The sequence below is a fragment of the Eubacterium uniforme genome (genome assembly GCF_900167115.1).
Classification (GTDB): domain Bacteria; phylum Bacillota; class Clostridia; order Lachnospirales; family Lachnospiraceae; genus Eubacterium_S; species Eubacterium_S uniforme.
In genome coordinates, this window is sequence record NZ_FUXZ01000011.1 from 91,257 (window position 1) to 117,984 (window position 26,728).

Here is a 26,728-nt window from a genome sequence, read left to right on the forward strand (position 1 = left end):
TTTTTTACTTAATAAATATCTGTATAATTGTACCTTCATCCTCTTCACTTTCAATGAAAAATCTAATCCTATCTGGATTTCTCATTTTAAGTCTTAAACTAGCATTAATTATACCAACTCTCTCCCCCGATTTGAGTCTATCTATGTCAGCATTTTCCATCTTATCAAGAATATCCTTAATAGCTTGTTCATCCATGCCACAACCTGTATCCTCGATTTCGATAACCTTCTCATCGCCTTCCATATAAATTCTAACAAATATCCAGCTTGTTCCCTTTTTGTTTTCAACACCATGTACACAAGCATTTTCTACAAAAGTTACAATTGTAAGTCTAGGGATAAGCATATCCTTAAGCTCATCTTCAACCTCAATTTCGTAATTTAGTCTGTCGCCAAACCTATATTTTTGAAGGCCTAAATACGCTTCTACAAATGCAATCTCATTCTCAACAGAAACTTCATCACTATTCCAATCCACATTATTACGTTCCATTATTGCTAGTCGTTCAACCATCTGTGCTGTTTCTTCTTCACCCTTTAAAATACTATGCATTCTAATACTTTCAAGTGCGTTAAAAAGGAAATGTGGATTAATCTGACTATGAAGAGCAAGAAGTTCAGCATTTTGTCTAGCAATATCCATCTCCTGCTCTTTTAGCCTATCCTTATATACCGTCTGAATAAGTTCATTAATACGACGTGCCATATGATTATAGTTAATTGAAAGGTTTGCAATTTCATCCTCACCTTCAATTCTATCAAGCATTTTAAGCTTTTCTTCATTTACACTAGCAAATGCTTTCTCCAGTTTCTTAACTCTACTTGTAATACTACTTTCTATCTGCTGCATCATGAAAAGAGGCAATACAATATTAAGAAGTAAGAGAGCAATTATAAGTGGAATACTTCTAACCATCTGTTTCCATGGAGTATAATCCGAACTAACAACATTAATTGTTAACGCCTCTCCATGAAGAACCAAAGGCTTACTATAATTTACTTTCTTTTTTAGTTTAAAACTACCATAATCATCAATTACGTTATTACCACCTGTATTAGAAATAAGTAATTTATTTCCTTTACAAAGATAAATATCACAGTCAAGCCCAAGTTTATTAATACCTTCAACAAAAGAATTATATTCCATTTCAATCTTTAATACTTTATCGCACCCGCTCCAACTGTACATATTAAGGCTTGATAAGAATAAAACCTTTCGCTTACTAATCTTTCTCTTAGTCTCATCACGATCGTAGTAAAACAATAGTCTGGTTGAATAATTATATTTGTTTGCATCGTCAACTCCAGCCTCTTTGTCAGTATTATAGTATTCGTTTGATGTTCCATTTTTACTGCCAATATACTTATACCATTCTTCGTTTTTAACTGAAGATAATTTTGAGAATTCACCACCATTGATAATAGTATCATTATCAGCATAAATAGTAAGTGTAGCTTTATCAATTCCCATATTTGAACCAAAAATAGTATTCTTTTTAAATTCCTGAATACTATTATAATAATCTGTTGTTGAATCATACTTGGTATTTAACAAATTATTAATTACATCATTATGAGATAAAACTCTTGCTGCTGAAATAGGATATTCAAGCCTGTTTTTTATATAATATTCAACAGCTTCTGCATATTCACTTAATTCGTGCTTCTGCTTTGTGGTATTAATTGTACTAAAGTTATAAATAATAAATCCATCGGTTACTATCAAAGGTAAGAGCACGCATAATAGGAATAAATATAATAATTTATCCCTAAGCATTAACATATTCATCCATCTTCTAAAACGTCTCTTAAATTTTTTCATATGCTAACTCTATACTCCTTACAACTAGTAGCAAAAAATATCATTTACTTTATCTTTTTCTTAAATGGCACTGCCGGCATAATACCTTCATATAAATTAACTTCCATAGGAGCGTTAATAAACATATATGAAATTTCATCGATATTATCCTTATTAATATCAGCAAATGCACTAGTGTTTATTGTAACACAATTATCCGAAGTTATCACTCCATTTATTCTAAAAATCTTACCATCAACTAACTTAATAGCAAATCCATGAACATCACTATCTCCGCTTTCAAAGTGATCAACCTCTGGATTATAATTTAAATTTTTCTTATATTCTAACTTACTTTCACATTTAAAATATACATTAATTTTATCATTAGAAATATCAATTTTATCAAGTGTTGGACCATAAATATAATTTATTTCCCCATAAACTAAATCTTTTATAGCCACATACATTCTATCAGCAAGTTCCTTCTTTTTATATGGATGTAAATCATAATATTCACCTAAATCATAACTCTGAACCAATGCTGAATTATCAACACAAAGAGCATCTTTCTGAATCTCTCTAAAGATAGCCCAATCAGTATTAAAATCCACATATCCATCAGAAAAAGCTGAAAGCTGTGTCTGAATAATAGGAAGTTTATCATTAGCAAATAACTTCCTTACATCCTCACACATTCTTACATATTGACGTTTATAATCATTTGAACGCTCAACATTACTTTCGCCCTGATAGAATAAATATGCTAACGGATTCACATCACGAAGTGGTGCTAAATGAGCATTAAAAAGTGCTGTTGGATAATATTCAAAGAAAGTCATATCAGGTAAAATGTTAGGATTACCTTCTTCATCAAGCATTTCTTTTGCTTTATAAATATTCCAAGCACCAGTTAAATCAATCTTCTTTCCATTTGCTAAAAGAAGATAATAACGCATGCCACCTACAAATTTACCATTTTTTCTAAATACAAGCATATTAATTCTAACTGTATTTTCTCCAACATTTAAGATTCCATCTTCAACTCTGTAAATTCTAGGTGGATATCTATACTCTGTATTTCCAACGAAATGATCATTAATAAATGTATCATCAGCATCTACGATAGCACCAAGATAAAGTTTTGCATCCTTAAGGTAATCCTTATCTTCTTCATCAATTACAAACTTCTTTTCAAGCATGAGACTACCAACAAAATCTTTGTACTCTTCCATATCTCCAGGAACTTCCACGATTCCCTTAGAACCATTATTTCTTATAGCCTCTAAATCCTTAAAAACTTCCTTAGCTGTTAATATCCATTCAGTATCTCTTTTTACTTCTGCTTCATTAATTTCTCTTATATAACCAGGAACCTTTGCTTTTTCAAGCAAATCAACATTAATATTAAGTTCTCTAATTGACTCTTCACTTAAATAAGTTTCAATTGGAACGCCACCAACAGCTGTATGATAAAGTCCAACGTAAACATCCTTTTCTTTAGCTAGCTTATCGGCGACGAAAAATGCCAATATACTTACAGAATCTAAACTATATTCATCACATACAATCCAGTTACCATAATCTATAATATCATTAGGTTTATTAAACTCAGTATTTCTACCAAGTATAAAGCTTCTAATCATAGGATTAGCAATCTTTTTATACTCAGATTTAAACATATCAGGAAGAAGTGCAAACATAAGCTCCATGTTTGACTGACCAGCAAGCATAAAAACATCGCCAAAATAAACATCTATAATCTTTACATCTTCTATTTTTACATTTTCATCATTAGCTATTACACTGACTGTCACCTCAAAAGGTCCTCCCTTACTCATTGAAGGAATAGAAACTCTAAATTCATTATCATTAATAACTTCTCTTACAGCAAATGCTTCATTTCCATTCTCATCAGTTGCAACAACCTTAATCTCTATATTATTACAATTAATACTTGCATTATTATCATTATTTAATTCTTCTTCAGTATATAAAATACCCTTAATTACATTTTTATCACAATCTCTTTGGAAAACCATACCATTTCCATATACATTTGATAATCTCATATTTCTTCTCCAAAAACTATAATTATACTACAATATTTTTCCATTTATTATGGGACTGCAAAAAGCAGCCCCATAACTAATCTAATTTATAAATAAAATCATATTTAATTTTACTGGAATAAATCCTTTGTATGTGGATATAACTTCTTATAGAAGTCATAAGCCTTATCATACTTAGCAGCAATTTCTGCATCTGGTTCGATAGAACTATCATATTCTACAATCTTCTTAGCAGCTTCAATAACATCTGGATATACGCCATCACCAACAGCTGCAAGAATAGCACCACCTAAAGCTGGACCTTCATCATTCTTTAATGTATTAACCTTGATATTAAGTACATTAGCCATGATTTTTCTCCAAAGTGGACTCTTTGCGCCACCACCACAGATACATGTTTCTGTAATGTTAATGCCCATTTCCTTAGCAACTTCTAAACAATCTCTCATACCGAAAGCCACACCTTCAAGTACAGCCTGAGACATCTGAGCTCTTGTTGTATCCATACTCATACCAATGAACATTGAACGAGCCTTTGGATTATTATGAGGAGATCTCTCACCCATTAAGTATGGTAAGAAGAATACATTATTCTCACCTAAGTTGCCCATTTCTTCCTGTGCTTTAGCATAATCCTTATCTCTAAGAATTTCATCCATCCACCACTTATTACATGAAGCAGCTGAAAGCATACAACCCATAATGTGGAATCCCTTATCTGAATGAGCAAATGAATGAAGTGCATTATTATCAAGATCAACGAATTTGCTATCTGTAATAAAGATTGTACCAGATGTACCAAGTGAGATATTACATCTACCAGCACCAACTGTACCTGTACCAATTGCAGCTGCTGCATTATCGCCAGCACCAGCAACCACCTTAACTTCACCATTAATTCCAAGGTCGGCTAAAACATCACTCTTAACTGTTCCTACAACATCGCTACTTTCGTAAAGCTTTGGAAGCATGTCTTCAGAAACATGACAAATATCAAGCATTTCCTTTGACCAGCACTTATTCTTTACATCTAAAAGTAACATACCTGATGCATCTGAATAATCACAGCTAAATGCACCAGTAAGTCTATATACAAGATAATCCTTAGGAAGCATTATCTTTTTAATCTTCTTAAAGTTATCAGGTTCATTATTATAAACCCAAAGAATCTTTGGAGCTGTAAAACCAGCAAATGCAATATTACCAGTATACTTAGCAAGCTTATCTGTACCGATTTCATTATTAAGATAATCAGTTTCAGCTGTTGTTCTACCATCGTTCCAAAGAATTGCAGGTCTAATAACTTCATCATTTTCATCTAAAATAACAAGACCGTGCATCTGTCCACCAACACCAAATCCCTTAACGTCTGATGGGTTGATTTCACTAATTAATTCCTTAATACCTAAAATAGTATAATCATACCAGTCATATGGATTCTGTTCTGACCATCCTGGCTGTGGAAAACTTAAGCCATACTCTTTTGTAACTTTCTTTAAGATTTTACCATCTTTGTCCATTAAGAGTAACTTAACACCACTAGTACCTAAATCTACACCAATATACATATTCGTTCCTCTTTTCTTTAATTACTTATAAAACATCTTCAAATATATTTTCAAGCATAAACATATCTATCTTCTGTTGATTTACTTAACCATATATCATAATAAACTATAATGCTATGCTTAAAACTAAACATAGCATTATAAATATCTCTAATTTATATCAGAGAAGCCTCCGAAGCTTTGAGCGGAGTCAAAGATTCTCTATTAAGAGAATCTTCAACTTCTATCTCTGATTTAATTAAGCAAATGGGTTCTCTGTCTTATAAAGAACACCCTTTGGCTGATTGTAATCAATTTCATCTACATCTACGCCGAGCATTTTGAATACTTCATAGATGCACTTTCCATGATGACCAAATGCGATAGCTGCATGATGTGGATAATTCTTTTCTACTAATACATGTCTGTAGAATCTACCCATTTCTGGAATAGCGAAGATACCGATAGCACCGAATGATCTTGTTCTAACTGGTAAAACTTCACCCTGAGCAATGTAAGCACGAAGCTTAGCATCTGATGTAGACTGAAGTCTGTAAACTGTAGCCTGACCTGGAGCAATATCACCTTCAAGAGTACCATTTGTAACTTCTTCTGGAAGTGATCTAGCCATAATCTTCTGGTTCTTCATTTCACAGAATGCAAGCTTTGTTGAAGCTGTATTACCACAATGGAATCCCATGAATGTATCTGTAAGTTTATAATCATAATCAAATTTACCTTTGATTTCTTCGTTGTACATATCCTTAGGTACTGAGTTGTTGATATCAAGAAGTGTAACAACATCGTTACTTACTACGCTACCAATGTACTCACTAAGTGCACCATAAATATCAACTTCACATGATACAGGAATGCCTCTCTTTGTAAGACGGCTGTTTACGTAACAAGGTACGAATCCAAACTGAGTCTGGAATGCAGGCCAGCACTTACCAGCGATTGCAACATACTTTCTGCTGCCCTTATGAGCTTCAATCCAGTCAAGAAGTGTAAGTTCATACTGAGCAAGTTTTGAAAGAATTTCAGGTTTCTTATTACCATTTCCAAGTTCAGCTGCCATATCATCAACAACTGCAGGAATTCTTGAATCACCTTCATGCTTCTTGAAAGCTTCGAAAAGGTCAAGTTCTGAGTTTTCTTCAATTTCAACACCTACATTGTAAAGCTGCTTAATTGGAGCGTTACAAGCAAGGAAGTCCTGAGGTCTTGGACCGAAACCAATAATCTTAAGATTCTTAACAGCGTTAACTGTCTTTGAGATTGTCTGGAATTCAGCAATCATATCTGCACATTCATCAGCATCACCAACTGGATACTCTGGAATGTAAGCCTTAAGGTTTCTAAGCTTTAAGTTGTAGCTTGCATTAAGCATACCACAGTAAGCATCTCCTCTGTCATCAAGAAGTTTATCACCAGCTTCTTCAGCTGCAGCGATAACCATTGATGGACCATCAAAATATTTAACTAATAAAGTCTCAGGTGTTTCTGGACCGAAGTTACCAAGATAAACAACTAATGCTTCAACACCAGCAGCCTTAACATCTTCTAATGCCTTCATCATATCTACTTCGTTTTCAACTGTAACTTTACTTTCATAAATTTCACCATATTTAGCCTGATAGCTAGCTACCACAGCAGCTCTTCTGCTTTCTGATAAGCTCATTGGGAAACAGTCTCTACTAACTGCGATAATACCCAATTTAATCTCAGGCATGTTGTCTGAAAATACTTTTGCAATACTCATTTTAAATTCCTCCTATAAATAGCGTATTATATTTTAGATTGTGCGAACAATCAATTTTCATATTATAAATAACCAAATAAATTTAGTTATATTAATATCTTTCTTTTAATTCTTTTTTCTTTAACTAATTTCTACTTCAACTTCAAGTGGCTTCTTACCAGTAAGTTTAACACTTCTTTCATCTGGCTGTGATGTACCAACGTATAACTTATACTTACCTTTAAGTAAGACTCTTTCACCATTTTCAAGAACTGTAGTAAATGCCTTCTTACTAAGCTTAAGTTCTACATTTTTACTTTCACCAGCATCAATACTTACTCTCTTAAATCCACAAAGTGAATACTTAGGCTGATTATCAACATCTATGTTAGAAGTATAATCATCATTCTTACCGTTATATACCTTTTCATCAATGTTATTATTAATGTAAACCTCAACTATTTCATCAGCATCATAGTCTCCATCATTAGCGACATTAACACTAACGGATATATCCACAGATAAATCGTCCCTCTCAATAACATCACTAACCTTAAGATTATCATACTTAAAATCAGCATATGAAAGACCATATCCAAATGGATAAAGAGCTTCGCCTTTTAAGTAACGATATGTTCTACCCTTCATTGAATAATTAGTAAATTCAGGAAGTGTACCATCGTAACTAACTGTAACCGGTAATTTACCCGAAGGTGAAACATTACCAAATATAACATCAGCAAGTGCAAGCCCACCAAACGCACCACTATACCAACTTTGAATTATGGCATTAGCACTCTTAGCTTCATTTGAAACATCCATTGCAGAACCTGTATTGATAACAAGAACAATAGGCTTTCCAACCTCTGCAACTTTCTCATAAAGTTCTCTTTGACATTCAGGTAAGTAAAGATTTAACTTATCACCTGCAGCAAATGCATTACCAGTATCTCCTTCTTCACCTTCAATACTAGCATCAAGTCCTAAGCACATGATAACAACATCACTTTTCTTAGCAACTGCAACTGCTTCGCTTAGTCTGTCCCCAGGCTGACCTAAGAACTGAACTCTGTCTCTATATAGATGTGAGCCTTCAGAATAAAGTATTCTGGCTTCACCATCAACCACTCTTCTAATACCTTCAATATTAGTAACAGTTTCCGATGCCGTTCCATTGTAATTTCCATATAAAACATCCACTGAAGAAGCAGTTGGACCTATCACTCCTATTGTATCATATTTTTCTAAATTAAGTGGTAAAATTCCATCATTTTTTAATAAAACTTGACTATTAACTGAAGCAAGATATGAAAGGTCCTTACTGTCCTCTGTTTCCACATCAAATAAGCCTAATTCATCATACTCAGTTTTCTTATCAAACATACCTAACTTAGCTCTTGTTGTGAATAACCTAATCGCAGATTCTCTTAACTGTTCTTCTGTTATTAATCCTTCTTCTAAAGCATTTAACAACTGTAAATATACACAACCACAGTTAAGATCACATCCATTGTTAAGTGCAAGTGCAGCTGACTCAGTAGCTGTCTTTGTAACCATGTGATTTTCATGGAAATCCCTTATTGCCCAGCAATCAGAAACAACATGTCCATCAAAGCCCCACTTACCTCTTAATGTCTTAGCTAGTAAATATTCACTACCACAGCACGGTTCGCCATTCATACGGTTATAGGCTCCCATAACTGTTTCAACATTACCTTCTTTAACTGCCACTTCAAATGCAGGAAGATAAGTTTCTTCTAAATCCTTAGGTGTAGCGATAGCATCGAATTCATGTCTACCTTGTTCAGGTCCTGAATGTACAGCAAAATGCTTTGCACAAGCTGCAACCTTCATATGCTCTCCATCGCCCTGTAAACCATTAATAAAAGCAAGTCCAAGTTCACTGGTAAGATAAGGATCTTCACCATATGTTTCCTGTCCTCTTCCCCATCTTGGATCTCTAAATATATTAATGTTAGGGCTCCAAAGGGTTATACCTTTATATATGTCATGGTCACCTAAACGTGTGCTTTCATTATATTTCGCTCTTGCCTCAGTTGAAATAACTTCAGCAATATCAAAAAGCATCTTTTCATCAAACATTGAAGCAAGACCTATAGCCTGAGGGAATACCGTTGCAGTACCACCTCTTGCAAGTCCATGAAGTCCTTCATTCCACCAGTTATAATAATCAACACCTAGTCTTTCAATTGAAGGAGCATCATATTTTAACTGACTAGCAACTTCTTCTATAGTCATCTTACTAACTAATTCTTCAGCTTGCTTCCTATATTTATCTTTTAATTCTATAAACTTTGTCATATCTTTCTCTTTTTCTAATCCTTTCAGCAAATATTATTCCTTCATCAAAATAAATTAGCATTTGCTGAATTTAATCATATTCCAAGATTTAGATGATAATACAACTTTATCGCTAATATTCTTTTCTTTAGCAACAACTTCTTCTGGATTATCAATAGTATTAATCGCCTTAAGATCATCATGTGTAAGCTCAACATGTGATGAAATCTTATATCCATCAAAACCTTCAAGCTCAAGTTCAACTTCTTCATCAAGTGATCTATTAACTAAGAATACTGAAATAGTTTCTTTATCTTCGCTCATAGTAACTGATGAATCAATATATGGAATATGTCCAAAGTTATTCTTCTTATACTCTTCACTTTCCGGATCACCTGCTGCATATGTATCACATTCACATGTTGCATTAAGTGCAAATCCTCTACCAAATGTTGATGCATAGTAGAATGGATAATAAATAGTCTGTAACCACATACCTCCACCTGTCTTAGTCATAATTGGAGCAATTACATTAACTAACTGCGCAAGCGCTGCAATCTTAACTCTATCACTATGCTTAATAAGTGTATTAATAAGAGAACCTACTACTAAAGCATCCTCTAAATTATATACATCCTCTAAAAGCGGTGGCGCAATCTGCCACTTTTCCTGTTCCTTATCAGCTTCATTACTATGGAACCAAACATTCCATTCATCAAATGATAAGTTAACAGTTTTATCAGAATTCTTTTCTTTCTTTACTTCATCACAAATATCAACAACTTCCTTAATGAAATTATCCATTATAAGCGAGCTGGCTAAATATTTCTTTGCATCGTTATCTGGATTTCCATAATAACAATGAAGTGACATATAATCTATATTCTCATAAGCCCCTCTAAGAACTTCTCTTTCCCATGTACCGAAAGTTTCCATAGTAGGACTAGAGCTACCGCATGCAACTAACTCAATTGATGGGTCAGTCCACTTCATAACCTTAGCTGTTTCAGTCGCTATTCTGGCATATTCCTGTGGAGTTTTTGCACCTATCTGCCATGGCCCATCCATCTCGTTACCAAGACACCATACCTTAATACCATAAGGTTCTTCATGTCCATTAGCCTTTCTCATATTTGCATAATACGTATCTGTATTTAAGTTACAATACTCTACAAGATTTCTAGCATCCATAGGTCCTCTTGTACCTAAGTTTACAGCCATCATAACTTCTGAGTTAACTCTCTTTGCCCATTCCTGAAATTCATCAATACCAATTTCATTAGTTTCTATTGTGCCCCATGCTAAATCCATCTTATGTGGTCTTTTAGCTCTATCACCAACTGAATCTTCCCAATAAAAACCTGAAACAAAGTTTCCACCTGGATATCTTACGATTGGAACATTAAGTTCTTTAACTGCGTTTAAAACATCCTGTCTAAATCCACAGTCATCTGCAGTTTCGTGGTCTTTTTCATAAATTCCACCATAAACAGCACGTCCTAAGTGTTCAATGAAAGAACCAAAAAGCCTGTTATCAATCTTACTAATAACATCTTCTTTGTTAATCTTGATTTTGGCTTTCATGCCTACCTCCCATTCTCTTTTTAAATTGATTTCCGTTTTTCTTCTTGTGTTTTATAAATATTTTATATGTATTTTGCGAGTGAATTATATGTATTTTACATACTTTCCCACCATCGCAACATACAAAAATATTCTAACATAATAACAAAACAAAAAATACCGGACAAACGATACTAAAAGAGGGGACAAATTATACTTTAATCCACTATTAAAAGTTTTCATTTTTAGCCATACAATTATAATACAACTACACTTGTTTCGAGATTATATCAAACAAAAAGACATAATCATCGAACACATCAACAATCATGTCTTTTCATTACACAAATATATGTTATTTTATTAATATCCAATTAGAAGTTAATTACTTCTGGAGCCTTTGTAAATGAAGCAAATGTAGCTGTTACATCTGTCATGTAAAATACTTCTGTATTATCATCCTCTGCTGAATACATAGCTTTTAAATCTGGATATGCATCAAGCATAGCAACCTTAGCTTCAACTCTAGGATCTTCTACCAACTTTCCACTAACTCTAATCCAATCACCATTTAAGAATGCTGAAATTTCAAAATTTGGATTTGCATGAATCTGTTTTGAAACATTTTTTACTTTTCCAGTCTGAATATATAGTTTTCCTTCAAACTCATTAATTGTACCAAATGGTCTAACTCTTGGCTTATCGCCATCAATTGTTGCTAAATAATATGTTCCTGCCTGTTTTAAAAATTCTAATACTTTTTCCATTTTTCTTCCGTCCTTTCTTTAATTTGTATATGAAAATATTTTATTACATATATTCTGATAGCATTTATTATACAATAAAGGAACTTGCATGCGCAAGTTCCTAAAATATAAAACCACATTAATTATTATAACTATTATTTATCACAAGTCTACCAGCCTTCATCTTCCCAATCTTCATATGCATCATCCCAATCATCATAATCATCACCCCATGCATCATCTGCAAAATCTTCTCCATTATCATAATCATCAGGCTCTACATTTCTCTGTTTTCTCGTAGTACTTTCGCTAGTTTCCTTTACTTTCTTTCTAGTAGTCTTTTCTTCAACTTTATCTTTCTTTTTACCTTTTTTTGATATTTCAGTCTGTTCTTCCTTACTCTTTAATTCTTTATATTTTGTAACTATCCTCTGAGTCTTATCTTTGTCTAATAACATCTCCTTAGAATCATTTTTTAACAAATCATATAAATTTGCTATATTCTCAGCCTTTTTTACGTATTCATTATCCGCCATACTTTCATCAAAAATCTCAACTATAGCATTCAACGAATCTATATAAGCCTGTTGCAATCTCACAGTTGATAGTTTAATCCCCAACATATTATGAATCGACATTAACAAATTATATTTATCACCATCAATCTCTGCTTTTTGTTCAGCTGTAAGTTTGTCATGCATATTAATAACTTCTTTAATTTTATTATCATAATCATATATATCCATGGTCGTTTTATAGTCATTCTGTTTTTCTATTAATTCAACCACACTACGATTAAATCCATCAATTGTCTCTATATCAGAATCTGAGAGAACCACACCGGATTTATCTTCATTCTTTTCACCAAATAAAACTGTAAATGATACAACAATAATAATTGATATCACAATCAAACCGATACCAACTAAAATACTCTTCTTATCTTCGCTCATAACATCACCCTTTTTCAATAAAAGAGCATTACAACTGTAATACTCTTTCATAAAAACAATTACTCTTCATCAGCACTAATTTCAGTTGCTTCCTCCGTTTGGCTTGGAAGTTCCTGCAAAGTATATACCTGATCATATAATTTATCCATCGCCTCATATCCAACACAACTTATGTTAGGATCAACATAATCACTTGGATTAGTAGAATCTGCTCTGGTAAAAGCCTTTGATGATACTTTTACAGACAACTTTGAATTTTTAAGTGTATGTGATACTGCTTCACCATAACGATTTGCTGGGTTACCAGGTCTTTCGCCTATTAATGTGCCAATTTTGTTATCAAGGATATATTCAGAGAACAACATTGCTGCTCCTCTAGTTTCAATATCCATTAAAACATAAATCTCGCCATCAAAATCAAATCCTTTATATTTTTCATTAGTAACAATGTTTTCATTCGATTCAATATTTACGATACCAAGTCTTAATACATTAGTTTCTGTTTTCCATGTATCAATGTACAAATACTTCATAAATTCATCAATAACAGATAAATCGCCACCACTATTACTTCTTAAATCAATTGCAAGATTAAAGAGCTTCTCCTCCTTAATCTTTGTGAACATTTCATTTAACACCTGTTTATATTCTTCATCATCCTTACAAGACTTAAGAGTAAGAATTGCAAGGCTCTTTTCTTTATCAATAGTATATAAACTGTTTATTTTATCTTCCTTTGTAGGCTTATTATACATCTTATATGCATCACTAGTTATATAATCACTAATCTTATATGTATAATCCTTTGTACTTCCATCATTTGCTTTAAATGTATACTTATAGATATTTTCAGATTTTTTCTTATTAACCATCGGATATATCTTATTATATTTTAATCCTTCTAACGTATATAAATCTCTTGTTAATAAGACCTTGTGCCAACCATCTAATTCAAAACTATATAACTGCGCCGAACTCTTAAGGATATCTTTAATATCTACATCATTTACCTTAACTAATTCTCCAGCTTTTTCCTTTAGTTTTTTCATCTGTTTTAGATAATGAATATCTTCACTTGAAAATCTAACACTTGTATTAGAATCAGCTAAAGTTGAATATATATTTTCAATCTTTCTATCCAAATCAGCTAGTGAAACTGTCTTACTATTCTTAATAAAACTTTTAGCATTCTTATACTTTACTTCTGTCTTTTCAGGCAATCCATTCTCACATAACGGATGGACACTCTTAAGATACGATATAGCTTCTTCTAAATCTGCCATAGCTTTCTTACTGCTTATCTTATTATCCAAAGCTATTTCTATTTCCTTAGGATTCTTTTTAAAATTCCAACTATTCCAATATGGATTAAAGAAACTACCATATATCGAAAACCCAATAGTTAACACAAAAAAGATACTAACTACTATTCTTCCTTTTTTCTTTTTAGCTACAGAAAATATCATTCTAAAATAAGCTGATAACAAAATTATACAAGCAATAATTGTAACCCATTTAGGCATTTGAAAAACAAACATGTTAACAGGTACAATTGAAATTACCAGCGATGATAATACTATATATTCAATGATCGTTAAAACTTTTCGTTTACTCATATCATTCTCCTAATCATTGTTAAAATTCAAGTCTCTATCTTAGTTTCTAATTATATAACTTTTATAATTTAATGTCAAAAATGGTCTATACATTTTTCAATGTATAGACCATCTGTAAAATACGTTTTTTCTCATTCCTTAACTGCTGCACCAGCAAGTGATGTTATCATCATACGCTGTGTCATCATGAAGAATATCATGAACGGAATTGCTACTATAAGCGATCCCGCAGCGAATAGAGTAAACTGATCTTTCTTATCCGAAATCATATTATAGAGACCAATTGCAACTGTCATCTTATCCGGTGTTCTAAGCAAAAACTTAGGGAATATAAAATCCATCCATGGAGCTGTAAAACTTGTAATACCAAGAAAGATTACCATTGGTTTTGCAAGTGGAAATACAACCTGTCTGAATATTCTTATATTACTAGCACCATCAATTTTAGCCGCTTCATCGAGACTTAAAGGAACTGTATCGATATAACTCTTAATCATCCATGTGTTGTATGGAATATTTGCTGCTACATATATAAGGATAAGTCCCCAAAGTTCATTATATCCACCCATCTTAAGAACGATAACATATAAAGCAATCATACCTAAGAATGAAGGAAATGTTTCTAATACCATAAATGACATAAGAAGAGGTTTTTTAGCAGCAAACCTAAATCTTGAAAACACATAAGCTGAAAGTGTTGTTGTAACAACAGTGAATATAGAGGTACAAGCTGCTATAATAAAACTATTTTTAAACCATAATCCATATTCAGTATTCTTAAATAACTCTCTAAAATGATCAAGCGTAAATCCCTTTTTAAAAGGAATTACAGTTATGCTTCCTATATCTTCACCTGGCGAAAAAGCGCCAGCAACTGTATATATAAGTGGATATATAACCGCAATTGAAATCAATATAAGTACAACGTAAATTATAAAATTACTAAAAGATCTCCAAAAATTTCTTTTTCTTCTAATCTGTTTAACTTCAATACCAATCTTAGCCATTTCGGACTGGTGTTCACGCATGAAGTCTGTTTTATTTACTCCCATTATAACTCACCCTCCTTAAATGACTTCGTTCTTCTGAAGTTCCATACTGCAACAGGACATAAAACCATAAATACCATAATTGCAAGAACTGATGCATATCTATACTGTCCCTGATCTACTGTTAACTTATAAATCCATGTGACAACAATATCAGTACCCTGAGCGAATGTCGATGTAGACATCTTTGTATTAGGTGCACCGCCTGTTAAATAATATATAGCTCCAAAGTTATTAATATTATGAACAAATGACATAATTATAAGTGGTGCTGTTTGATATAAAACTAAAGGCAATGTGATTGATTTAAAAATCTGGAATTTAGAAGCTCCATCAATTTTAGCTGCCTCTAACACATCCCCAGATATAGATGTCATGGTTCCCATCGACAAAAGCATAAAATATGGGAAGCCTGCCCATAGATTAATTAATATACATAAAAATCTAGCCATTGCCACACTACTAAAGAATGAAACCGGCTTAGATATTAAATGCAAATCCATAAGTGTTCTATTTACAATACCACCTGATGTTCCATTTAAAAGAGAAAACCAAACTCTCATACTGACAATTGCTGGAATTGCATATGGAAGAATAAATATAGTTCTAAAGTAAGGAGCCATTTTAATTTTATTATCAGATAATAAAACAGCAACAATAAGACCACCAAAATAACAAGTAAATGTTGCCAAAATAGCCCAAACCAAAGTCCATGCAACAACACTACCAAGTGCTGATGACCAAACTGCATTTCCTCCAAAGATATATTTGAAGTTTTCAAATCCAACCCATTTAAAATTTTGATTAACCGTTGTGTAATCTGTAAATGCAACAACGGCAGCAAATACCAATGGAATAATAACAAAAAACAATACCAAAACAACTGCTGGTGCTAATGCAAAAATAGGGAATGATTCATCGATTGTTCTTGAAGCAGTCTTATTCCCCTCAAATTTCTTGGAAATACAATACTTCTTATATGTATTAAGAGCATCTCTAACTGAGAATCCATATACAACTAAGAATAAAAATGTAATAACCATGGCCATAACACCTTCAATCAAGATAAAATTATGAGCCTGAGCATTATAGACCACTCCATCAGCTCCAACACCATAATTTGTCATATCCATAATTGCATAGTAAATGGATGGTCCACTACCAACTAATGTTGTCACAACGGTAAACATCAAAAACATTATTTCAATGAATGCAAGTGCAAGTCCCTTACCCCTTCTTTTTAATAAACAAAGATGAGCAAGTCCCATAAACAAAAGTGAAAAAATTAAAACTTTGGTTTTATCTTTACCATTTGTTTTTAACAAACCCTTCACCTTCCTCTCTTTCTCTTTTTTAGAAGTATTATAAACTCATAATAACATTCTAAATATTCCCTTATATGATATATGGTACGGCAAGCCGTACCATATAATTAATTCTTTACTTTTTTATAGCTGCTTCAAGCGCCTCAAATTCTTCTTCTGGTTTTTTACCATCCCAGATATTAGAAACAGCTGAATTATATGATGCCCAATAAGCATCAGCATCAACATTTTTAAACATAGGATACGAATATTCTAACTGATTCTTAAATGCACTTACATAATCACCATCTACTTCGATGTTTGTAGCTGGTAAAGTACCAGTTATTTCATAACGAAGTTTCTGCATTTCATCTGAAAGTAAGAATTCAGCGAATTTCTTAGCCTCTTCCTGATGTTTAGAATATGCTGAAACAAACATAGCTCTTGTACCATTAAATGATACTGCAGGAGTTGTCTCATCTAAAACACTTGGAAGTGTTGTAGCTCCAACTTCAAGTCCTGCATCCTTAAATGCATTAGCATCCCAAAGACCTGATATGAACATTGCAGCGTCACCATTTGTAAATAATGATTTTACTGTTGATGTTGCAAGATCTGCAGCAGGAACATTTAAGATTTCTTTCTTAACATCCTGTAACTGCGCAATGCCTTTAAGTCCGTTCTCTGTAGTTAAATCAGTACCATCTGTTTTAAGTCCGTCCGCACCAAATGGTCTGTTTCCACCATATGTTGAAAACATTACATCATAATAACCAGTACCTGCTGGAAATACTATTGGATATTTACCTTTGTTTTCAGCTTTCTTAGAAAATTCTTTACCGTACTTAATCAAATCATTCCATGATTTTGGAACCTCTTCATCCTTAATCATGTTTTTATTATAGAATAAAGCATACGTTTCTACCGACACTGGATAACCATATAGTTTATCATCATATGTAAGTCCATCTATACATGTCTGTAAAATTTTACCCTTAGCTTCATCACTAAGTGTAACTTCCTTAACATGTCCAGCTGTTGCTAAAACACCTACTTTATCATGAGGTGCTGCAAATAAGTCTGGTCCCACACCGGCTGGTCCATCAAGCGCAATCTGCGTTGTAGCATCACCAAGTTCAACGTTAACAAATTCAACCTGAATATTTGGATTCGCCTTTGTAAATTCCTCTCCGGCTTTTTTGATAAATTCATCAGGGCCCTCTGCTGACTCCCAAATTGTCAATTTACAATTGCCTGTATCTCCACCTTCAGTACTGATAGCCTGTTTTGCAGATCCTCTTCCACCACAACCTGTCAAACTGCCGGCAAGTACAAATGCCATTGTCAAACCTAAAAACTTTTTCTTCATTGAATTACCTCTTTCTCTTACATCCACTTTTTACTTATTTATCTTGTTAAAACAAGTCTAACAAAAGCCTAAAAACTTGTCAATTGAATACCCTTTCAATGCACAAAAAGAACCCCTATTTATCCATTTTTAATACAAGTTTAAATACAACTTGTATAGTTTGTACAAGTTATATTTAAATTCCAAATCAGACTCCATACTCATTAAACAATTTAAAAGACCTCCATAATAGTGGAGGTCTTTTATATGAATTATTCACAATCAATGAATCTGTATCTTTATTCTGTACCATAATCAGGTTTTTCAATATCAAACATATCTGTAAAACCTGTAATGTGGAAAATATCATATACATCTTTTGAAGAGTTAATAATCTTAAGACTAACGCCACCCTTCTTGATACGAATCAAAAGACGAAGACCTGCACTTGAAATATATTCCATATTCTTAACATCAAGAGTAAGATTATCTTTCTGATGCTCATCTACGATTGCAATAATCTCTTCTCCAATTCTATCAACACTGCTTGTATCGATATTTTCATTAACTTCAACCACCAATTCATCATTAATTATTTTTGCATTGCAGCTCATAATACTTCCCCATGAAAATACTTCCTACAAAAGGAACTACCTTCATATTCCTTTCTTAAAATTTTTCAATTCACCCAATAAACCTTGCTATTTAAGCAAATATTTTATTAGTTAAATTATAACATATTTTTTTCACTTTTAACAACCTTTTTGTGTATTTTTTTATAATAATTTATGATTCTGAAACTATCTATTTTTATGTAATTATTTATTATTTTTTAATCATAGAAATAAATGTTCATTATCATAATTATCATTCTTTTATATTCTTCTTCATAACGAATATATTGTTACCACCTTTATGTTCATAAGAAACTGAATCCATAATCTTTTTAACCATAAAGATTCCAAGTCCGCCAATTCGTCTCTGCTTAGCAGTTAAATCAGTATTAGGATCTTCTTTCTTTAATGGATTATACTTAATTCCCGAATCAACAAATCTAATTGAAAACTCTTTTGTTTCTTCATCATAATCCGTAATTATTACAGCCATTCCATCCCTATCTGGGTATGCATAACTTGCAATATTAACATAGATTTCTTCAGCAGCAATGTATATCTGATTAGCTATTCCCTTAGGGCAATCATAAAATGTAAGTCTGTCCTTAATTAAATTCATAACTAATTCCCAATTTTCTCTTGTTGCTTCTATTTTCAAAGAAGTAACATTATCTGCTTCGAATTTATTAATACTAAAACTACCATTATATTGAAGTATTAACATTGTAATATCATCATGCTGAATAGCATTATTAATAAAGCCATTTATCTGAACTAACACGTTTTCAACTACTTTATTAACCGCAATATTCGTTTCTCTATTCAATGCTTCTAATAATCTTTTCTCTCCAAATAATACACCATTTTCATTTCTTGAATCAGTAACGCCATCTGTATAAAGGTAAATCTTATCGCCTTTATTAAGTCTAATGCTTTCATTGTAGAACATTGTATCCTTATCAACAGCAAGTGGCAATGAGTGCTTTTCCTTTTTTAAATTATAACTTGCACCCTTTCTACAAATAGCTGGATGTTCATGACCAGCATTTGCATATTGCAATTCACCTGAAGATATTGTTAAAATTCCGAACCATACAGTTATAAAGAACGATTCCGCATTACCATCACATAACTGTCTATTAACCGTTTCAAGAATTTGTGCAGGTGTATCTCTTCTAATTCTGCAAACACTCTTAATAAGATTTTTAGCAGCCATCATAAAAAGTGCAGCTGGCATGCCTTTTCCAGATACATCAGCAATTACAAGAGCTAATCTATCATCATCAATCATAAAAAAATCATAAAAATCTCCACCAATATCTCTGGCTGGAATCATACAAGCAAATAAATCAAATTCATTTCTATTTGGAAATGCCGGAAACTCCTTAGGTAATGCATCACTTTGAATTTTCGCTGCTAAATGCAAATCATATTCTGCCCTTGCCGTTGCCTTACTTCTTGAAACATTAAGCATGCAATACATTACTAATGTTGCAAGCATAACAGATGCATACAAAACCGAAAATTCATAAAGGAATATCATTATTATACTAACTACAAATGGCAATATTACATACACCATCATAGCAACAAGCTGGTGAAAATCTAATAAACTTTTATTTCTAATTATTACCAAAAAGCTAATAAACAAAACTATATGTGCATACATATATGCTATAAAGTTAAACGATTCTCTGTGATAAAAACCATATTCATTGACAGAAAAATAATATCCAAATTTAGCATTCAAGATTATAGATAATACCTCAATAGCAAATGCAACGTTTAAAATCTTTGATATTATTAATAACCTTGGTCTTTGCCCTCCAACAACACTTATAACGTAATTCCAAAAAATCAAAGCCAAGAACTGCCCCAATGCATAGTAACACGTATTTATTACAATGCCACATGTTCTATAATTTTCAACTCCGTCAACCAGCCATGCTGCCTCATCCAAAAATAATAAAACAAATGTAACAACCAAAATCGATGTAAAAAACACCAAATCTTCATGTGTATGTTTTGCATCATCAATAATACTACAAATTAAGATTACCTCGCCTACAAGCATACCAGCTATATCAAAAGCAATACTAAAAATTCTAGAAGTATTTAATCTATCCCTATCAGTAGAACCGAGAAATATAAAACTTAAAATTATAACTAATTGCATTAAGATAACAATAATTATTCTCTTATCGTTTATTTGCTTCAACCTTTTAGCGACCCTTCTAACCATATACCTACCCCACAATTTTTAACTACTTATGCTCATGTGTAAAAAGATGATCTTCACAATACTCCTTACTACCAGTACACTTACTGCAATATCTAAATGTCAAATTTGGATTATCAAGTTCCGTTCTTCCACAAATTGCACATTTATGTCTTGCCCCACCTTCATATACACTTTTTGCACTATATACCTTCTTCTGATAATCACGTTTTCTCCTTGCATTAGCAGGTGTTTTACCCTTCGCCTGCAAAATTAATACAAAGAATATTAAAAAGTTTAGCAATGATGCAAAAACAATTACACCACATACGAAACCATATTGATAAATTTCATAAGCCATTAAGGCTAAATCAAGATAAGCTAACCACTTAATCTTAATTGGAATAATAAAATAAAGCATAACTTGCATATCAGGATATAAAGCAGCAAATAATAAGAAAATAGATAAATTAATATAATATGTACTAACAAATGCAGATATTATATATCCCTTAACAAAATTAAATACTTCACCTGTAAAAGCAGCCGGTATTTTATACACTTCATAAACACTTGATGGTAATATAAAATAAGCAACCATAGCACTTACTACAGTAAAAATAATACCGCTTATTATAAATATATTATATTTAAATTTACCCCATGTCTGTTCTAACGTTCTTCCAATTGAATAATAAAAGAACAACATAATAATTGTAAAAAAACCAAGTTCCGAAGGTGGAACTAAAACCCATGAAACAATTCTCCAAATCTGCCCCTTCATAATGTAATATGGATTTAATGTAAGCATATAAAACATATCAATATTAATCTTTTGAATAACATATCCAATTACATATCCTAATATCAATAATAAAGTAATATTATCAATAGCATACTTCCCGTACTTTCTTTCTAGCTTGTTTAAAAATTTCATCTCTACCTCCATAAATCTTTCCAATTATATTTTAACACCAATTCCCCATATCATCAACAAATATAATATTTTTTTAGTAACAAAACAAGGTCATATTTTAACAAAAAATCAGGGAACATAATAATTTTTATTCCTTAGAAACACTCACGTAAATAGCAATTGAATTATATATTATTTTGTACTATAATATAGTGGATTGTGTTTAGAAAAATTATTAAAGAAATTTAATTAATTATTATAATTTTAGATTATAGTTATTAGCTTTAAAGAAAGGTGATAAAAATGGCTTTAAATAATAACGAATATGTTTATCCTTTAGGAATTGATATCGGATCAACAACAGTTAAAATTGCAATTCTTAACGAGCAGAACGAAATTGTATTTTCTGACTATAAAAGACATTTTGCTGATATCCAGGGAACTCTTGCTATTTTAATTGAAGAAGCAAAACAAGAATTAGGAGACATCAAACTTTCTCCTATGATTACTGGTTCTGGTGGATTATCGCTTTCAAAACATCTAAAAATCCCATTTATCCAAGAGGTTGTAGCTGTTGCTACTGCACTAGAAGATTATGCTCCACACTGTGATGTAGCAATCGAACTTGGTGGTGAAGATGCTAAAATCATTTACTTTAATAATGGTATTGAACAGCGTATGAATGGTATCTGTGCTGGTGGTACAGGTTCATTTATTGATCAGATGGCATCTCTTTTACAAACAGATGCATCAGGTCTTAATGAATATGCAAAAAACTATAATGAAATATATCCTATCGCTGCAAGATGCGGTGTATTTGCTAAAACTGACATTCAACCTTTAATCAACGAAGGTGCTACTAAGGAAGATTTAGCTGCATCAATATTCCAGGCTGTTGTAAATCAGACTATTAGCGGTCTTGCATGTGGTAAACCAATCAGAGGTAATGTTGCATTCTTAGGAGGACCACTTCACTTTCTTCCTGAACTTAGAAATGCATTTATTAGAACATTACACTTAACAGATGAGCATATTATCGCCCCTACACATTCACATTTATTTGCTGCAAGTGGTGCTGCCCTTAATAGAAACGAAGAATGTGTATTTGAAATTGATAAATTATTAAACACACTTAAAAATGGTGTTCAACTTGAAGTTGAAATCAAGAGAATGGAGCCTTTATTCGAAGATGAAAAGGCTTATGAAGAATTTACAAAAAGACATGAAAGACACTCTGTTAAAAAGGGTGATTTAAAAACATATAAAGGAAACTGTTTCTTAGGAATTGATGCTGGTTCAACAACAACTAAAGTTGCTCTTGTTGGCGAAGATGGTTCACTACTCTATTCATTCTACAGCAATAATAACGGTAGTCCACTTACAACATCAATTAAGTCCATCAAAGAAATATATTCTCTTCTTCCTAAGGAAGCTAAAATTGTATATTCTTGTTCAACAGGTTATGGTGAAGCTTTAATTAAAGCTGCTCTTATGCTTGATGAAGGTGAAGTTGAAACAGTTTCACATTACTATGCAGCTGCATTCTTTGATCCTGAAGTTGATTGTATCTTAGATATTGGTGGACAGGATATGAAGTGCATCCGCATTAAGGATCAAACCGTTGACAGCGTTCAGCTTAACGAAGCTTGTTCTTCAGGTTGTGGTTCATTTATTGAAACATTTGCTAAGTCGCTTAATTATTCTGTTGCAGATTTTGCTAAAGAAGCTTTATATGCAAAGAATCCTATTGACTTAGGTACAAGATGTACAGTATTTATGAATTCAAATGTTAAGCAGGCTCAGAAGGAAGGCGCTACTGTTGCTGATATTTCTTCAGGTCTTGCTTACTCAGTTATAAAAAATGCTCTTTATAAGGTTATTAAGCTTACAGATCCTAAAACTTTAGGTAAACGTATCGTTGTTCAGGGTGGTACATTCTACAATGATGCCGTTCTTAGAAGTTTTGAAAAAATTTCTGGACGTGAAGCTGTAAGACCTGATATTGCTGGTATCATGGGAGCATTTGGTGCAGCGTTAGTTGCACGTGAAAAGTATGAAGAAGGCATGACTTCTACTATGCTTACAATTGAGCAGATTGAAAACCTTAAATACACTACTTCAATGACTCATTGTAAAGGCTGTACAAATAGTTGTCTTCTTACAATTAATCGTTTTACAGGCGGTAGAAGTTTTATTTCTGGTAACCGTTGCGAAAAGGGACTTGGAAAGGAAAAGAATAAAAAGAACATTCCTAACCTTTTCGAATTCAAGAATAAACTATTATTTGGTTTCGAGCCACTTTCACTTGATGAAGCACCACGTGGTGTTGTTGGCATTCCTCGTGTTCTTAATATGTATGAGGATATTCCATTCTGGGCTGAATTCTTTAAAACTTTAGGATATAGAGTTATAGTTTCACCAGAATCAAGTAGAAAGATATATGAACTTGGTATTGAATCAATCCCAAGTGAATCAGAGTGTTATCCAGCTAAGATTGCACATGGACATGTTAACTGGCTTATTAAACAGGGTATAAAGTTTATTTTCTATCCATGTATTCCATATGAAAGAAATGAAACTCCTGATGCTAATAACCACTACAACTGCCCTATCGTTACTTCTTACGCTGAAAACATTAAGAACAATATGGAGGAACTTGAAGATGATTCAATCAACTTTATGAATCCATTTATGTCTCTTACTAATGAAAAGATTGCAACACAAAGACTTGTTAAAATATTCAAAAAAGAGTTAGGCATTCCTGCATCAGAAGTAAAAGCAGCTGCAAAAGCAGGTTGGGCTAACCTTATGGCATCAAGAAAAGCCATGATGGATGAAGGTGAAAAAACTCTTGCATATATGGAAAAAGAAAAGGTTCGTGGTATTGTAATTGCTGGTCGTCCATATCACTGCGACCCTGAAATTAATCACGGCATTCCAGAACTTGTTAATTCTTACGGTGTTGCCGTTTTAACTGAAGATAGTATTTCACATCTTGGTAAAGTTGAAAGACCCCTTATCGTTATGGATCAGTGGATGTATCATTCAAGACTATACAAAGCAGCTAACTATGTTAAAACAAGAAATGATCTTGATTTAATTCAGCTTAACTCATTTGGATGTGGTCTTGATGCTGTTACTACAGACTGTGTAAGTGATATTTTATCAAACTCAGGTAAAATTTATACAGTTCTTAAAATTGATGAAGTTAATAACTTAGGTGCTGCAAGAATAAGAGTTCGTTCTCTTCTCTCAGCATTAAAGGTACGTGAAAAACGTAAGAAAGATTTAAATAGAACAATCGTACCATCAAGTATTGAAAAGGTTGAATTTACAAAGGCCATGAAGGATGAAGGTTATACTATTCTCTGTCCTCAAATGAGTCCAATTCACTTTGATATTTTACAACCTGCTGTTATTATGTCAGGTTACAACATGGAAATACTAGGAAATGGTGATGCAAAGGCTGCAGTTGATTCTGGACTTAAATATGTTAATAACGATGCATGCTACCCTTCTCTTATCGTTGTAGGTCAGATTATGGAAGCACTACAATCTGGTAAATATGACTTAAACAAAACTGCTGTAGTAATAACCCAGACTGGTGGTGGATGTAGAGCATCTAACTATATTGGTTTTATACGTCGTGCACTTGCAAATGCTAACATGGGACACATTCCTGTTATTTCACTTTCAGCTAGTGGCATTGAAAAAAATGAAGGATTTACATTTAATCCAACCATGCTTATGAAGTGTATGCAAGCACTCGTATACGGTGATGTATTTATGAGAGTTTTATATCGTATGCGTCCATACGAATTAGAAAAAGGCTCTGCTAATGCACTCCACGAAAAATGGAAAAAGATATGTATTGAATCAATTCAAAAGAAAGGATTCAATCAAGCTGAATTTAAACGTAATATACGTAACATCATAAAAGAATTTGATGAATTACCAATTACAGATGAAGTTAAACCAAGAGTTGGTATAGTAGGAGAAATCTTAGTTAAATTCTCACCAGATGCTAATAACAACTTAGTTGATCTTCTTGAAAAAGAAGGTGCCGAAGCAGTTATGCCTGACCTTTCAGACTTCTTCTTATACTGCTTCTACAATTCACATTTCAAAGCTGATTTCTTAGGATTTAAGCGTTCAACAGCTATGAAGTGCGATGTAGCAATTAATTTCATTGAGCATATGAGAAAGGTTGCAAGACGTGAATTTAAGAAGAGTAAACACTTTACTCCTCCATCATACATTAACGAACTTGCAGATGCTGCTTCACCAATTGTTTCAGTTGGTAATCAAACTGGTGAAGGTTGGTTCTTAACAGGTGAAATGTTAGAACTTCTTGAAGAAGGTGTTCCAAACATCGTTTGTACACAGCCATTTGGTTGTCTTCCAAACCACATCGTTGGTAAGGGTGTAATCAAAAAACTTCGTGCAAACAGACCAGATGCAAACATCATAGCAGTCGACTATGACCCAGGTGCATCAGAAGTTAACCAGTTAAACCGTATCAAGCTTATGCTTACAACAGCTAACAAAAACTTACAGAAACAAACTCAGAAAAAAGCACAGTAAAATATAAATTAAAAGGGACTGTAAAAAAAGTCTCTAAATAGCAGAACTGCATTGGCAATGGCCAATGCAGTTCTGTTTCTCTATGTATAATTATTATAATTGTTGATTTTAGAGGCACTTTAATAAGCCCTATGTTAATAAGAGCTTTTTAAATCTATTCAGTTACCTGATATCATGCAATCATCTTCAATCTATTTCGTTTATTGTGATATTTATAAAGGTTAAAAGCACAAGCAATCAGGGTTAACTCTAAATTTACGTTTTCTAAGCCTCTTCTGAACAGTCTTTTGTATGACCTGTCCCACTTGATAATGCCAAATGTTCCTTCAGATTGTATGCTTCTGTTCATACGAAG

General features: G+C 32.7%; 17 protein-coding genes. 1 reads left to right on the forward strand and 16 read right to left on the reverse strand.

Annotation, left to right across the window (positions count from 1 at the left end):
* Window positions 1–4: 4 nt before the first annotated feature.
* From B5D16_RS09405 to B5D16_RS09475, 15 genes are all read right to left on the reverse strand, one after another.
* The gene (locus B5D16_RS09405) at window positions 5–1,822 is read right to left on the reverse strand and encodes a sensor histidine kinase (RefSeq protein WP_078766736.1); all 1,818 of its coding nucleotides are present in this window, start codon (window positions 1,820–1,822) and stop codon (window positions 5–7) included.
* Window positions 1,823–1,866: 44 nt separating this feature from the next.
* Complete coding sequence (locus B5D16_RS09410; protein ID WP_078766737.1) at window positions 1,867–3,873, reverse strand: sialate O-acetylesterase; 2,007 nt, start codon at window positions 3,871–3,873, stop codon at window positions 1,867–1,869.
* Window positions 3,874–3,983: 110 nt separating this feature from the next.
* On the reverse strand, window positions 3,984–5,441 hold the full coding sequence (xylB, locus tag B5D16_RS09415) for a xylulokinase (RefSeq protein ID WP_078766738.1): 1,458 nt from the start codon (window positions 5,439–5,441) through the stop codon (window positions 3,984–3,986).
* Window positions 5,442–5,679: 238 nt separating this feature from the next.
* Window positions 5,680–7,182, reverse strand: coding sequence for an L-fucose/L-arabinose isomerase family protein (locus B5D16_RS09420; protein WP_078766739.1), 1,503 nt, complete (start codon window positions 7,180–7,182; stop codon window positions 5,680–5,682).
* A 120-nt stretch (window positions 7,183–7,302) separates the two neighbouring features.
* Window positions 7,303–9,483 (reverse strand): glycoside hydrolase family 3 C-terminal domain-containing protein, encoded by a 2,181-nt coding sequence (locus tag B5D16_RS09425; RefSeq protein ID WP_078766740.1) that lies wholly within the window; start codon window positions 9,481–9,483, stop codon window positions 7,303–7,305.
* Window positions 9,484–9,537: 54 nt separating this feature from the next.
* Window positions 9,538–11,046, reverse strand: a complete 1,509-nt coding sequence (gene arfA, locus B5D16_RS09430) for an arabinosylfuranosidase ArfA (RefSeq protein ID WP_078766741.1) — start codon at window positions 11,044–11,046, stop codon at window positions 9,538–9,540.
* A gap of 353 nt (window positions 11,047–11,399) precedes the next feature.
* Complete coding sequence (locus B5D16_RS09435) at window positions 11,400–11,792, reverse strand: pyridoxamine 5'-phosphate oxidase family protein (RefSeq protein ID WP_078766742.1); 393 nt, start codon at window positions 11,790–11,792, stop codon at window positions 11,400–11,402.
* 149 nt (window positions 11,793–11,941) lie between these two features.
* Window positions 11,942–12,775: a hypothetical protein gene (locus B5D16_RS09440; RefSeq protein WP_078766743.1), complete on the reverse strand. Its 834-nt coding sequence runs from the start codon at window positions 12,773–12,775 to the stop codon at window positions 11,942–11,944.
* 8 nt (window positions 12,776–12,783) lie between these two features.
* Window positions 12,784–14,340, reverse strand: a complete 1,557-nt coding sequence (locus tag B5D16_RS09445; RefSeq protein WP_078766744.1) for a S41 family peptidase — start codon at window positions 14,338–14,340, stop codon at window positions 12,784–12,786.
* A 131-nt stretch (window positions 14,341–14,471) separates the two neighbouring features.
* Entirely contained in the window at window positions 14,472–15,392 is a 921-nt protein-coding gene (locus B5D16_RS09450) for a sugar ABC transporter permease (RefSeq protein ID WP_242943030.1), read from the reverse strand.
* Window positions 15,392–16,714, reverse strand: coding sequence for a carbohydrate ABC transporter permease (locus B5D16_RS09455; protein ID WP_341465209.1), 1,323 nt, complete (start codon window positions 16,712–16,714; stop codon window positions 15,392–15,394). The genes B5D16_RS09450 and B5D16_RS09455 overlap by 1 nt, the downstream gene beginning before the upstream one ends.
* Before the next feature lie 115 nt (window positions 16,715–16,829).
* On the reverse strand, window positions 16,830–18,062 hold the full coding sequence (locus tag B5D16_RS09460; RefSeq protein ID WP_078766746.1) for a sugar ABC transporter substrate-binding protein: 1,233 nt from the start codon (window positions 18,060–18,062) through the stop codon (window positions 16,830–16,832).
* A 278-nt stretch (window positions 18,063–18,340) separates the two neighbouring features.
* Entirely contained in the window at window positions 18,341–18,655 is a 315-nt protein-coding gene (locus tag B5D16_RS09465; RefSeq protein WP_078766747.1) for an STAS domain-containing protein, read from the reverse strand.
* 253 nt (window positions 18,656–18,908) lie between these two features.
* Entirely contained in the window at window positions 18,909–20,897 is a 1,989-nt protein-coding gene (locus tag B5D16_RS09470) for a SpoIIE family protein phosphatase (RefSeq protein ID WP_078766748.1), read from the reverse strand.
* A gap of 22 nt (window positions 20,898–20,919) precedes the next feature.
* Window positions 20,920–21,810, reverse strand: a complete 891-nt coding sequence (locus B5D16_RS09475; RefSeq protein WP_078766749.1) for a hypothetical protein — start codon at window positions 21,808–21,810, stop codon at window positions 20,920–20,922.
* A 282-nt stretch (window positions 21,811–22,092) separates the two neighbouring features.
* Here B5D16_RS09475 and B5D16_RS09480 point away from each other — a divergent pair, with 282 nt between their 5' ends.
* Window positions 22,093–26,373, forward strand: a complete 4,281-nt coding sequence (locus B5D16_RS09480) for a 2-hydroxyacyl-CoA dehydratase (RefSeq protein WP_078766750.1) — start codon at window positions 22,093–22,095, stop codon at window positions 26,371–26,373.
* Between the two features lie 172 nt (window positions 26,374–26,545).
* On the opposite strand, the gene B5D16_RS09485 is transcribed toward B5D16_RS09480, so the two are convergent.
* Window positions 26,546–26,722 carry a transposase gene (locus B5D16_RS09485; protein ID WP_078766230.1) on the reverse strand — a complete coding sequence of 59 codons (177 nt, stop codon included), beginning with the start codon at window positions 26,720–26,722 and terminating at the stop codon, window positions 26,546–26,548.
* Between the last annotated feature and the right edge of the window lie 6 nt (window positions 26,723–26,728).